This is a genomic window from Kitasatospora sp. MBT63, from assembly GCF_000710465.2.
Lineage (GTDB): Bacteria > Actinomycetota > Actinomycetes > Streptomycetales > Streptomycetaceae > Kitasatospora.
This window is the reverse complement of sequence record NZ_JAIZ01000188.1, coordinates 20817-32635: the sequence shown is the minus strand read 5'-3', so window position 1 is coordinate 32635 and position 11819 is coordinate 20817. Positions and strand designations below refer to the sequence as shown.

The 11819-nt window shown below is 75.0% G+C and carries 14 protein-coding genes; 7 read left to right on the top strand and 7 right to left on the bottom strand.

Annotation, left to right across the window (positions count from 1 at the left end; translation table 11 throughout):
- The 5 genes from AA75_RS13080 to AA75_RS13060 form a co-directional block, all read right to left on the bottom strand.
- The coding region (locus tag AA75_RS13080; protein ID WP_063794345.1) for a hypothetical protein at positions 1–979 on the bottom strand (979 nt) is incomplete at its 3' end.
- Positions 979–1752 carry an SAF domain-containing protein gene (locus AA75_RS13075; protein ID WP_051812245.1) on the bottom strand — a complete coding sequence of 258 codons (774 nt, stop codon included), beginning with the start codon at positions 1750–1752 and terminating at the stop codon, positions 979–981. The genes AA75_RS13075 and AA75_RS13080, both read right to left, overlap by 1 nt.
- Before the next feature lie 67 nt (positions 1753–1819).
- Complete coding sequence (locus tag AA75_RS13070) at positions 1820–2581, bottom strand: hypothetical protein (protein ID WP_149038100.1); 762 nt, start codon at positions 2579–2581, stop codon at positions 1820–1822.
- A gap of 209 nt (positions 2582–2790) precedes the next feature.
- Positions 2791–3363, bottom strand: coding sequence for a hypothetical protein (locus AA75_RS13065; RefSeq protein ID WP_149038099.1), 573 nt, complete (start codon positions 3361–3363; stop codon positions 2791–2793).
- A gap of 185 nt (positions 3364–3548) precedes the next feature.
- A complete protein-coding gene (locus tag AA75_RS13060; protein ID WP_158515491.1) occupies positions 3549–4406 on the bottom strand; it encodes a hypothetical protein in 858 nt (285 codons plus the stop codon).
- Positions 4407–4621: 215 nt separating this feature from the next.
- Between AA75_RS13060 and AA75_RS13055 the strand changes: the two genes are divergently transcribed.
- The 3 genes from AA75_RS13055 (at position 4622) to AA75_RS13045 (ending at position 7151) form a co-directional block, all read left to right on the top strand.
- Positions 4622–5077 (top strand): pyridoxamine 5'-phosphate oxidase family protein, encoded by a 456-nt coding sequence (locus AA75_RS13055; protein ID WP_033820116.1) that lies wholly within the window; start codon positions 4622–4624, stop codon positions 5075–5077.
- Between the two features lie 87 nt (positions 5078–5164).
- A complete protein-coding gene (locus AA75_RS13050; RefSeq protein WP_033820115.1) occupies positions 5165–5632 on the top strand; it encodes a MaoC family dehydratase in 468 nt (155 codons plus the stop codon).
- Positions 5633–6002: 370 nt separating this feature from the next.
- Positions 6003–7151, top strand: a complete 1149-nt coding sequence (locus AA75_RS13045; protein WP_082526471.1) for an MBL fold metallo-hydrolase — start codon at positions 6003–6005, stop codon at positions 7149–7151.
- Between the two features lie 56 nt (positions 7152–7207).
- On the opposite strand, the gene AA75_RS13040 is transcribed toward AA75_RS13045, so the two are convergent.
- Entirely contained in the window at positions 7208–8149 is a 942-nt protein-coding gene (locus AA75_RS13040) for a DUF389 domain-containing protein (RefSeq protein WP_033820114.1), read from the bottom strand.
- Positions 8150–8307: 158 nt separating this feature from the next.
- On the opposite strand from AA75_RS13040, the gene AA75_RS13035 reads away from it, so the two are divergent.
- The 4 genes from AA75_RS13035 (at position 8308) to AA75_RS13020 (ending at position 10626) form a co-directional block, all read left to right on the top strand.
- Positions 8308–9219, top strand: coding sequence for an acyl-CoA thioesterase II (locus AA75_RS13035; RefSeq protein WP_359886093.1), 912 nt, complete (start codon positions 8308–8310; stop codon positions 9217–9219).
- Between the two features lie 168 nt (positions 9220–9387).
- The gene (locus AA75_RS13030; protein ID WP_082526470.1) at positions 9388–10005 is read left to right on the top strand and encodes a TetR/AcrR family transcriptional regulator; all 618 of its coding nucleotides are present in this window, start codon (positions 9388–9390) and stop codon (positions 10003–10005) included.
- 157 nt (positions 10006–10162) lie between these two features.
- Positions 10163–10363 carry a hypothetical protein gene (locus tag AA75_RS13025; RefSeq protein ID WP_055731245.1) on the top strand — a complete coding sequence of 67 codons (201 nt, stop codon included), beginning with the start codon at positions 10163–10165 and terminating at the stop codon, positions 10361–10363.
- Positions 10364–10422: 59 nt separating this feature from the next.
- Positions 10423–10626 (top strand): cold-shock protein, encoded by a 204-nt coding sequence (locus AA75_RS13020; protein WP_033820110.1) that lies wholly within the window; start codon positions 10423–10425, stop codon positions 10624–10626.
- Positions 10627–10689: 63 nt separating this feature from the next.
- Here AA75_RS13020 and AA75_RS47370 read toward each other — a convergent pair.
- Positions 10690–11819: DUF2398 family protein (locus AA75_RS47370; RefSeq protein WP_368666560.1), on the bottom strand; the 1130-nt coding region annotated here is incomplete at its 5' end.

Here is an 11819-nt window from a genome sequence, read left to right as displayed (position 1 = left end):
CGGCCGGCGGCGCGTACCGGGGGTCCGGCGGCTGCGGGTCCTGCGGCTGCGCGGGGGGCTGCTGCTGGTGCTGGTAGGGCTGGGGCTGGTAGGGCTGGGGCTGATAGGGCTGCTGGTACGGCTGGGGCTGCTGCGGCCACCCGGTGGCCTGCGGCTGGAGCGGCGGCTGGGCCTGGGCTGGCCCGTGCACGGTGCCGAGCCGTTCGCGCCGGCGGGCCGTCAGGGTCAGGATCTGGTCGACGGCGCTGCGCGCGGTCCGCATCAGCTCCGAGCGGATGAACCGGCGGTCCGCGGTGTCCCCGCCGTCCGACAGCACCCGGGCGGTGCGCGGGGCGTGCGGGAGCAGGCCGAGCGCCGGGATCCCCAGCTCCCGTGCGATGTCGGCCACCGGGTACGGCCCCTCGGCGATCAGCAGCAGGCCGAGCGCGTCGGCGCCGGAACCGGCCGCCTCCAGGTCCTCGCGCAGCGCCGCCAGCCGGGGCCGCGCGGCGCTCAGGCCGCGCAGCGTGGTCCGTGCGGTGACGGCGACCACGTCGGCCCGGCGCGCCAGGACGGCACTGGAGCCGGCCGCACCGGAACGCCCGAGGTCGAGGATGACGTCGTAGCCCTGCGGTTCGAGGCCGTGCAGCGCCTCGACCAGCGGCTCCCAGGTGTACGCCAGCCCGGGGGCTTGGGCGGGATCGGTCAGGCCGGGCAGCAGCAGCCGGTCGCCGCCGCCGTCCGGGGAGAGGTCGATCAGCTGGTCCCAGATGGACTGCGCGAGCAGCCCGCGGCGGTCGGCGACGGCCAGGTTGCGCAGCCCGTACACCGCCTCGACCCGGCCCTCGAGGGCACCCGCCAGCACGGCCCCGCCGTCCGGGTCGCACTCCACCAGCAGCACCCGGCGGCCCGGCCGCAGCGGCCAGGCCAGCAGCAGGGCGAGGGCCGTGGTGGTGGCACCCGGCGCGCCGGTACCGCCGACGACGGCGATCACGGCCATCAGGCGCCACCCGTCCGGCTGGGCGAGGCACCGGGTGAACCGCCGGAGCCGGGGGACTCCGACGGCGCCGCGCCGCGGGCACCGGCGGCCGCGCCGCGCGGGGCGAGGATCACCTGGAAGTTGCCGCTCGACACCCAGGCGGCCAGCCGCGGGCCGTCGGCCGGCCCGACGGCCACGTCGATCACCTGGCCGCCGTCGGTGTCCACCTTGCCCACCGTGGTCACCACGGCCGTCATGGTCTCCGGGGTACGGACCGGCTGGTCCGACTTGGCGGTCGAGACGATCACCACCTGGAGTCCCGGCTGCAGCTTGGCGGCCGGCAGCTGGGTGCGCTTGGCCGCCAGCCCGACGGTCTGCTGGTCGGGCTGCAGGAGCGGTTCGCCGGTCAGGTCGGCCGACAGCACCAACGCCCCGCGGTGCAGATCGGTGGTGGCCCGCAGACCCACCACCCGGGCGCCGTCCCTGGCGTCCAGCGCCTTGAGCGCCGGGTCGCTCGCTATGTGCGCCACCACCAGGTCCTCGGCCGTGATGGTCTGCCCCGCCGGAACGTCCCGGGCCACCGCCAGCACCGCAATCCGCTGCCCGCTGCTGTTGTAGAGCACCGCACCGCCCAGCCCGCCGGCGGCGATCAGCGCCACCGCCATCGCCAGCACGGCCGGCCGCCGCCGCCGGGCGCCCAGGTTGCGCGACGGCGTGCGGGGCACCGGGCGCGCGAGGTCCGGGGCGAGCGCGGCGGTGCCGGGGCTCGGTGACGGGACGGTGCGGTTCTCCACCGGGCTGGGCCTTTCGTACGGGGCTGGACTGGGCTGCGGGGACTGCTGGACTGTCCGGTCGCACCGGTCAGTTGAGGACCTGGACCTCGCCGACCCGCAGCGCGAGCAGGTCGCTGTACCTCGTGAAGGTGAAGGAGCGGAACACTCCACCGGTGTCCGACCGGGTGACCACGACGTTCCAGACCAGCTTCACGGAGAGGTAGTACGCGTCGTTGCGCAGCTTCGCCGAGGCGGTCTTGTACACGAAGCCGCAGGTCGGGCTGGACACGGCGGCCGTTCCGGGCGTGTAAGGCGTCCCCGGGCTGTTCTTGCAGTCGACGGCCGACCCGTCCGAGGGCTTGGGCGAGCTGCCGTCCCCCGACCTGTCGTCCGGGAACCAGTAGACGTGCGCCAGGGTGGCCGTCGCCGTCATGGTGAGCGTGTTGCCCGAGGCGCTCTTGGACTGGGTGCCCGTCGTGGTCGGTGTCGGGGTGTACCAGAACCACACTGGTGAGCCCACCACAGCGGTTCCCGCCGGCGCAACGTGCAGTTCCGGTGCGTCAAGGGTCATCTTGGCGAACGCTTGATTGGCCAGCACCCCCGGGCTGTCCGGCGGCGGGCCGCCCGGCGCCTGCGCGAAGAAGGCCGGCGGCTTGGTCGACAACTGACCGCCGACACCGCGGCAGTTGACCTCGTAGACGGCACCGTCGGCCGCGGTGTGCCCGGCCCAGGCCGGATCGCCAGCCGGGGGTTGCGGCTCGGACCGGTGGTAGTAGCAGCCGTCCGAGCTGCTGAACCATCCGAGGTCGTCGTCCCAGCACGGCCAGCTCTGCCCGTTCCAACTGCACATCGGCACACCGTTGCTGCTGCCGCCGCCACCGCCGCCGGTCGGTTGCCCGGGACCGGGCGTGGATCCCGGTTCGGTGACGATCACGCAGATATCCCGCACGGTACAGGGATTCACGTCGCCCGAAGGCCCGTCCGCGAGAGCCGGGGCCAGACCGGCGGCCACCAATCCGAGTGAGGCGACGAGGCACACGACCAATCGCCGGAGTGTTTTCAGCATGTCCGACCCACTTCGCGTTTGAAGTCCACGATCAGCCATCGCCCGGCCGCTTTGCGCAGGCCGACCGTGGCGACGTATCGGGAAAGCCGCTGCTTGGGATCCTTCGTCGCCTTGGTGACGGCGTCGGCCTGGTGCCAGTCGGTCACATCGAGGCAATCCTCGATCACCGCGGTCTGCGGCTCCGCGGTGAGATCAAGGGCCTTCACGATCGGCGCGTTGCGAGGTGCACCGCTCATCACAAGTTTGGCCTCGTGCAACTGGTGCAGGCTCGCGACGGAGTCACTCAACGCCTGCCCGGTGGAGTACAACTGAAGCTGGGAACTGTCCGAATCGGACTTCCCGAACGCGTCGGCCTGGGCCCCCCACCAGTCCTGATAGGACCTCACGACGATGGCCGCAGTGGCCCCTTCCGGGCCGTCCGTCGGTACCGTCGGCTCCGCACCCGAACCACTCGAAGGAGTGACCCCATTCCCATGGGGAACAGTCGCCACAGGAGTACCCAGGCGTTCCGCGGAACCGGCCGAACCGCTGCTGCCGCAAGCACTCAGCACCAGCAGCAGAGCCACCCCACCAACCCCGACCACCCCAGGGCGCAACACATTTCCGCGCTGCCGCATCGCCCCACCTCGCCGCAGCCGCCACATCCGTGACCATGGCCGCAGAACTTGTCCGCCGTCCCGCTGTGTTGCTTCGGGGCCATCGATTCTTCGCCAACCCACCCTGGCACGGCAACACCCCGGGCGCTCTGACCTTACGCGGAAGGCGGATCCGTTGGGGCACTTTCCCGCCACAGAACTGCCAACAGTTCTTCAGAAAGCGACAATCCGGCCAAGGCGCCCCGCACCGCGGCCCGATTGCGCATCAGCAGCCGTCCGCCGTCGCCCGGCAGCAGCAGCCGGGCCGACGCCCCGCCCGCCGCCAGGTCGCCCCACGCCAACTGCGCCTCCAGAGCGGCCTGCAGCTCCTCCGGACCGACCGCGGCGGCGGCCCCGGGGACCCCGTGGTCCAGTACCCGCCCGAGCGCCCAGCTGAACGACCCCTCGCCGCCCGGCAGTACCGCGTCCCGGCCGCGCCGCCCGGCCGTGTAGCGGCCGACCCGGCCCCACAGCGGGACCCGGGAGTGGGTGAGCAGCTCGCCGGCGCCGTCCTCGCGGGCCAGCGCCGCCCAGGTGTCCTTGTCGGCGACCGCGTCGACCAGCAGCAGGGTCTCCTCCTGGTCGCCGTGGACCATGGCGCTGGTCACCCAGTCCCAGGCGAGCCCGCGCCGGTAGGCGTTGTCCGGGGTGGACCCGGCGGTGACCAGGGCGATCCGGCGGCCACGCGGGTCGGCGACCAGCTGGCCGAGCAGGCAGACCACCAGCCAGCGGGCGGGGCGTTGGGAGGCCTGGCGCAGGGCCGTGAGCATGGCGTTGGCGTCGGCGCCGGCCGGCAGGTGGCTGACCCGGCAGCCGCGGGTGCCGGCGTCGAAGGCGCGGTCGGGCAGGGTGCGGGCGAGTTCCGCCGCGCCTTCGGCCGCCCGGGCCGAGCCGGCGTACCCGCGCTCGGGCCCGCCGTCCGCGCCGATCACCACCAGTTCGATGCCGCCGCCGGTCATCCGTACCGCCCCCATCCGTGCCCGTGCCCTCGGCCTGCGCCGCTCCGTGACCTCCGGGCCGCGCCCGGGCCGGCCCCGGCCCTGGCCGCCGCGCCGGTGCCGTCCGCCGCTCAAGCTACCGTCGCGGCGCCGCCGCCGGGTCCGCAACCAGCGCATCCGGGACCTCCGGGGGCGCGAGGACGGGACCATGGGCCCTGTCGCCGCTCCGCCGGGCGCTGCACGATCGGGTCATGGACCGTGACGAGCGCGTGGAGGAGCTGGCCGAGGCCGAGTGCCGCCGTCTGCTGGGCACCGTGCCCGTGGGGCGGGTGGTGTACACCGCGCACGCCCTGCCGGCCGCGCTGCCGGTGGTGTTCGAGGTCGCCGCGGACGGAAGGCTGATGCTGGCCCTGTGCGAGGGCAGCCCCGCCTCCCGGGCCCTGGACGGCACGGTGGCCGCGTTCCAGGCGGACGCCCTGGACCCGGCGGCCCGGACCGGCTGGAGCGTGCTGGTGCGCGGCCGGGCCGAGGTGGTCCGCGACCCGGTCCGGCACGGCGCCCTGCGCGCGGGCGGCCTGGCCCCGTGGGCCGACGGCGGCGCCCCGGTGTACGTCGCGCTCGCCCCCGAACTGGTCTCCGGCCACCGGCTGCGCCCGGCCGCGCGCGCCGTCCGGGACCACGGCCGCCGTGCAGCGGCACCCTCCTGACAGGTGACCGGCGAGTAGGCATACTCTCCGACAGTCACGGCGGCGGCCCGGACGGGCCGCGCCGCCGTAGCCCGGAGCCCCTACCCCATGGAGCGCACCTTGACCACCTTCGCCTCCCTCGCCGACCTGGCCGCCGCGGTCGGCACCGAGCTCGGCACCAGCGAGTGGCACACCCTGGACCAGCAGCGGGTGGACCTGTTCGCCGAGGCGACCGGCGACCACCAGTGGATCCACGTGGACCCGGCGCGCGCCAAGGAGAGCCCGTTCGGCGGCACCATCGCCCACGGCTACCTGACGCTGTCGCTGATCCCCGTGCTGGCCAAGGAGTGCTACCAGGTCGACGGGGTGCGGATGGCGCTCAACTACGGCTCGGAGAAGGTCCGCTTCCCGGCGCCGGTGCCGGTCGGTACGGCGGTGCGGGCGACCGCGCTGCTGGTGTCGGCCGAGGAGGTGGCCGGCGGGGTGCAGGTGGTGGTCCGGTTCACCATCACCAGCGCGGACTCCGCAAAGCCGCACTGCGTCGCGGACACCATCACGCGCTTCTACGCGGCCTGACCGCCCGGCGGGCCCGGCCGGGGTGGCCGGGCCCGCCGGGCGCGGCCTAGGCCGAACGGTGCGCCTGCGCCGTTTCCACCGCGTGAGCAGGGCATTCGCCCGGTAATGTCCCATTCGACGGCCGTCGTGCGGCGCCGGGCTCCTCCGGTCTCCGTACGCGCCTCGGCATGCCGACCGCCGCCCAGCACGGCCGGCGGTGCCGCCGAACGGATGTCGCTCCCGTGGAGGTGCCGTGCCCCGCCCCGCCCCCTGGATCTCCCGTGCCGCAGGCCGGGCCGCCGGCCGCGCCGTCGACCTGACGCTGCAGCTCGGCGCCGAACTCGCCGACACCAAGCGGCTGAAGGCCCTGCCCAGGACCACCTGGCACCGGATGCGCACCGAGGCCTTCGGCGCCGATCCGAGCGGCTACCGGCTCTGGCGGGTGCAGAACTCCCCCAACTTCGCCGAGGGCGCCTTCCGCAACCCCGTCCCCACCCGGCGGCTGGTGTACGAGCGGTCGCCGCTGGAGGCGACCCGGGCCCAGCTGGCCGGCGACAAGACCCGCCGGGCGCCGGCCGCCGCCGTCCCGGTGCACCGGCTGCTGCCCACCGAGCTGGCCACCCGGCCGGCCTCGGGCCTGCGGCTGACCTGGCTGGGCCACGCCTCGGTGCTCGCGGAGCTGGACGGCCAGCGGGTGCTGTTCGACCCGGTCTGGGACGAGCGGTGCTCGCCGTTCTCCTGGATCGGCCCGAAGCGGCTCCACCCGGTGCCGATCCCGCTGCGCGAACTGGGCCCGGTGGACGTGGTGGTGATCTCGCACGACCACTACGACCACCTGGACATGCCGACCGTCAAGGTCCTGGCCAGGACCGGGACGGTGTTCGCCGTCCCGCTCGGGGTCGGCGCGCACCTGGAGCACTGGGGGGTGCCGACCCGGCGGATCGTCGAACTGGACTGGTGGCAGTCGGCCGAGGTGGCCGGGCTGACGCTGACCGCCACCCCGGCCCGGCACTACTGCAGCCGCGGCCCGCGGACCAGCGCCCACTACCTGTGGTCGTCCTGGGTGGTGGCCGGTCCCCGGCACCGGGTCTTCCACAGCGGTGACTCCGGCTACTTCCCGGGCTTCACCGAGATCGGTTCCCGGCTCGGCCCGTTCGACGCCACGATGATGCAGGTCGGGGCGTACAGCGACTACTGGCCCGAGGTCCACATGACCCCCGAGGAGGGCGTCCAGGCGCACCGGGACCTCGGCGGGGCGGTGCTGCTGCCGATCCACTGGGGCACCTTCAACCTGGCGCCGCACCCGTGGGAGGAGCCCGCCGAGCGGGCCGTCGCGGCGGCCAGGGCGCTCGGGGTGACGCTGGTCGCGCCGCGTCCCGGCAAACCGTTCGAGCCGGCCGACCCGCCGGCCGTGAAGCTGTGGTGGCGTCCGGTCGCGGCGATGCCCGAGGAGCCGGCCGCCCTGCGGGTGCCGCAGGACTTCACGGTCGCCGCCCCCGAGAAGCCGGCCAGCGTGGAGGACGACGGCGTCACGGTCTGACCCCGGCCGCGCGGCCCGTACCGGAGTGCCGGTGCGGGCCGCGCGCCGTACGGGCGTCAGCCGCGGCGGGCGCGGTCGCCCAGCACCAGCCGCCAGGCCCCCTGCTGGACCAGCAGGGTGAGCACGCCGGCCAGCATGATGCCGGCCAGGTTGAGCGCGAGCTGGACGGCCGAGCCCCAGGCCTGTGCGTAGTCGCCGTACGCGAGCGCCACGGCGGCGTTGGCGGCAGCGGGGACGGTGGTCACCGAGATCGCCACCCCGACCAGGGCGCCGGCCTTGGCGGAGGTCAGCGAGAGCAGGCCGACGATGCCTGCCAGGAAGGCGACCACGAAGGACATCGCGTCCGGCTGCCAGATGAACGAGGTGTTGGGCCGGGCCGAGTCGAACCCGGCCCGGGTGAACAGGCCCAGGGCGTCCATCAGCAGGGTGAAGCCGACAGTCAGCACCATCGCCACCGCGAACCCGGCCACCAGCGCCGTCAGTGAGCGGAGCGCCGGCCGGGCCCTCCACTGGACCAGCGCCACGCAGAGTCCGGCGATCGGTCCGAACTCCGGGCCGACCGCCATCGCGCCGACCACCAGGATCGCGCTGTCCAGCACCGCGCCGCAGGCCGCGAGCATCGTCGCGACGGTCAGGAAGGCGAGGTAGACGACGGTGAGGGTGGACTCCTCACGCGTGATGTCGGAGACCGCCTCCCAGACCAGCGCGTCGGCGCCCTCGCCGGGCGCTGCGCGCTCGGCCTCGTCGGCGGCGGCGGAGATGGTCAACCCGACCTCGCTGACGTCGATCGCGCCGCGTTCGCGAAGCCCCAGCGCGCGCAGGTCCCCGAGCACCTCGTCGGCGGCCTCCCGGGCCACGTCGCACAGCACCAGGTCGCCGGCGGGCCGCACGGCGCTGCCCGGCAGCAGGACCACGTGGGTCACCCCCACCACCGAGTCCAGGCGGGCCAGCACGGCGTCGCGGAGGTCGGCGGGGACGATCAGGCGTAGGTGCAGCACGGCGGCTCCGGGCGGGTAGGGACGGCGGCCTGGTCCACCGTAGGCCCACCCGGGCGGCGCCACCGGAGCGGCCTGCTGGAACACGTTGCAGGTTCTGCCTCGCCGTCGGCGCCGCCCGGGCCGGCGTACCGGCGCGGCCGGTCTGCCAGGATGATCCCGTGACGGATGCCATGAGCAAGGAGACGGCGGACCAGGACGCGGGCCGGTCGTTCGCCGATCTGCTGCGGATCGAGGAGCTGGACGAGAACCTGTTCCGCGGCCGGTGCCATGCCGGGGCGCCGATGCGGGCGTTCGGCGGCCAGGTCGCGGCGCAGGCGTTGACGGCGGCCGGGCGGACCATCGAGCCGCGCCGCCGGGTGCACTCCCTGCACGGGTACTTCCTGCGCCCGGGCGATCCGCAACGGCCGATCATCTACCAGGTGGACCAGGTGCGCGACGGCATGTCGTACGCCACCCGCCGGGTGACGGCCGTTCAGCGCGGCGAGGCGATCTTCACCCTCTCCGCCTCGTTCAAGGTCCCGGAGGCGTCCGGCGAACGCCAGCGCACCATGCCGCCGGTGCCCGGACCGGACGAGCTGCCGGACCCGTTCGTCGCCTGGGAGCGCGCCGACCCGGAGGACTTCGCCCGGGCCACCGACTTCCGCGCCCTCGACATGCGGTTCATCCCCGCCGACACCCCGGGGCTGCCCCCGGAACTCCCGGGCGTGCCGCAGCAGTTCGTCTGGCTGCGGACCGGCACCCCGCTGCCGGCCGAGGACCCGCTGCTCCAGGTCTGCGCCCTGACCTACCTGTCCGACCTCACCCTGGCCTCCACCACCGCGCTGCACCTGCAGCCGCACCGGTTCCAGCGCACCGGGCCGCCGCTGATCACGCTCGCCTCGCTCGACCACGCGATGTGGTTCCACCGCCCGTTCCGGGCCGACGAGTGGCTGCTGTTCGCCCAGCGCAGCCCCTCGGTCTCGGACGGGCGGGGTCTGGCGCTCGGCGAGTTCTACGACCGCGACGGGCTGCTGGTGGCCTCCGCGGTGCAGGAGACCCTCGTGCGCGAGCGGAGGCCCGGCGCCAGGTAGGCCGTGCCGGTGACCCCGGCCAGGGCCCGGAGGCGCTGCTCGGCGCGGCGGCGGCGAACCGCGAACGCCCTGGCCGGACCGGACGCCGACGGCGGCCGGCGGGCCCCGGGCCGCCCGGCCTGATCAGGCCTCATACCGACCCGGGCACCCGCCCCGTATCATGGGCGGGTGACCAAGGTTGACCTGTCACCACGGCCGGTGGAGGCGATGTCGCCCCGTCAGCTCGAACGGCGCCGGAGTCTGCTCCGGGCCGCCCTCGCCCTGGTGACCGAGATCGGCGTCGAGCGGCTCCAGATGAAACAGGTGTCGGAGCGCTCCGGGGTGGCGCTCGGCACGGCCTACCGCTACTTCTCCTCCAAGGACCATCTGCTGGCGGCGGCGATCGCCGACTGGCACCGGCTGCTGCTGGCCGACCTGGTGGCCGAACAGCGCGGCGCGCGCTCCGGGCCGTCCGACACCGACCGGACGATCCGCTTCGTGCGGCACGGCATGCGGGCCTACCAGCGCCAGCCCGAACTGGCCAGGCTGCGGGTGGCGGTCGCCACCTCGACCGACCCGTTCGCCAGCGAGGCGCTGCAGGGCATGGCCCGGGCCGACCGGGCGGCGCTGGACGCGGTGATGTCGGAGGTCCCGGACGCGGCCGGCGACCTGGTCCGGCACATCGTCGGCCATGCCTGGCAGGGCGAGCTGACCGCCTGGGTGACCGGCCGCGCCACCCTCGACGACGCCCGGCGGCGCCTGGAGGACGTGGTCCGGCTGGTGCTCACCCCGTACGAACCGGCCTGACCGGCCTGCCCGAACCGGCCCGGGCCGGACCTTGATAGCCCGAACGGGTGAACCCGGGCGGCCCCTGCCACCTGCACGGAGGTCTTGACTTCCAGGCCCTGCCCAGACTTAACCCGGACGTATCGACCGTTAACGCCGCCCTGTGATGCTCACTGCCATGAACGCCCAGCCGTCCGCGGCCGCGCCCGCCGCGCAGGCCCGACCCGACACCTTCCCGCTGCCCAAGCGGCACCGGCGCCTGATCGCCTGCACCGCCGTCGCCGCCTCCGTCGCGCTCGGCGCCCTCGGGGTCGGCGCCACCGTGGAGACCGTGCGCCACGGTGTGCCCGCCGCCAGCGCCGCCGCGCTGAAGTGGTGAGGCCCATGCGGCGAGCGGATACTGCAGGTGACCATAGGTCTTCGGCCCGAGGAGGCACCATGGCTACCGGCACCGTGCGGTCGTACCACCAGGACCACGGCTACGGCTACATCGTCCCCGACGACGGCGGCCCCGAGCTGACCGTCTACTACGACTCGATCATGGGGATCGAGGACCACCGGCTGGAGACCGGACAGCCGGTCGAGTACGACGCCACCATGCAGGAGCTCCGCCCGGTCGCGGAGCGCGTCCGCCCGAAGTAGCCGCGCCCGGCAGGCACCCCGCACCCACCCGCACCCGCTCTCGGATCGGCCCCGGCCCCGGAATCACTCCGGGCGGCCGGGGCCGCAGTCCTGCGGGCGGGAGTGACGGCCCGAGCGCGGCTCCGGCTCGGGGTCGGCGGCCGGGGCGTAACGGGCTGCGGGCGCCCGCAGCAGCCAGGCCCGGCCGGCCGGGACGATCAGCCGCATCCGCGCCAGCAGGTCGAGGACGTCCCGGCGGAAGGCCGGGCGGTCCGCCAGGTACTCGGGGCTCCAGCCGGCCCGCAGGCCGTGGTCGTCGGTGACGTCGCCGAGGGCGCCGTCTATCAGGGCGTCGGGGATCAGGACGGCCGGCGGTGCGGTGTCCTCGGGCAGCGGCCGCAACTCCTCGACCAGTGCCTGCACCAGGAGCAGCGCGGCCTGGGCAAGGGTCCCGGTCCCGGGCAGCGCGAGGTCGGTGAGCTCGCCCGCCGGGTCGATCAGGGCCACGCCCTCGGCCCGCGCCTCGGTCTGCAGGCCGAGGAAGTCGGCGAACAGCACCGCCTCCGCGCCCCGGCGACGCAGCAGCCACTCGCGCTCGGCCGGCCGGAGCTCGTCCAGCAGCACCACGGGCGTCTCCACCAGCAGCCGGCGGACCGCCAGTTCGGGTCCGGCCGCGGCCAGCGGCGCGGCCGGGGCCAGCGCCGCCGCCAGCTCCCGGTCGACCACCAGGCCGTGCGGGTCGTGGCCGACCACCTGCCAGTCCTTGAGCACGTCCAGCGCCCGCGGGTGCTCGAGGTCGGGGGCCCGGCCGTCGGCCAACGCGCCGAGCGCCAGCACCAGACAGGCGTAGGTGGCGGGTTCGAAGCCCGGCAGGGCCCGGCCCGGCAGCGGCGCCTTCTGCAGCCGGGCGTACCAGCCGGCCACCGTCAGCCGGTAGCCGAGGACCTGCTCGAAGCGCTCGGCCAGCCAGTCGGCGTGACGGCGGATCAGCGGGAAACCGGCGGCGTGCGGCCCGCCGCCGGTGACCAGCGGCTGTGCCAGCAGCAGCCGGGCCGCGGTCCGCCGCTCCACGGCCACGGCCGGCTCGTCCGGGCCGCGCGGCCGCTCCGGCTTGCGGTGCCTGCCCGAGCTGCCGCCGGCCCCGGGAACGCCCTGGTCGGCGGCGTCGCGCCGGCCCCGGCGGTAGCGCTGCGGCCGGGTGCGCAGCACGGCCG

Coding starts and splice junctions, on each gene's coding strand:
- AA75_RS13045 (WP_082526471.1), top strand. CDS start 6,003: ATGCGCACCGAGGCCTTCGGCGCCGATCCGAGCGGCTACCGGCTCTGG.
- AA75_RS13025 (WP_055731245.1), top strand. CDS start 10,163: ATGAACGCCCAGCCGTCCGCGGCCGCGCCCGCCGCGCAGGCCCGACCC.
- AA75_RS13020 (WP_033820110.1), top strand. CDS start 10,423: ATGGCTACCGGCACCGTGCGGTCGTACCACCAGGACCACGGCTACGGC.
- AA75_RS13070 (WP_149038100.1), bottom strand. CDS start 2,581: ATGTGCAGTTGGAACGGGCAGAGCTGGCCGTGCTGGGACGACGACCTC.
- AA75_RS13050 (WP_033820115.1), top strand. CDS start 5,165: ATGGAGCGCACCTTGACCACCTTCGCCTCCCTCGCCGACCTGGCCGCC.
- AA75_RS13060 (WP_158515491.1), bottom strand. CDS start 4,406: ATGGGGGCGGTACGGATGACCGGCGGCGGCATCGAACTGGTGGTGATC.
- AA75_RS13055 (WP_033820116.1), top strand. CDS start 4,622: ATGGACCGTGACGAGCGCGTGGAGGAGCTGGCCGAGGCCGAGTGCCGC.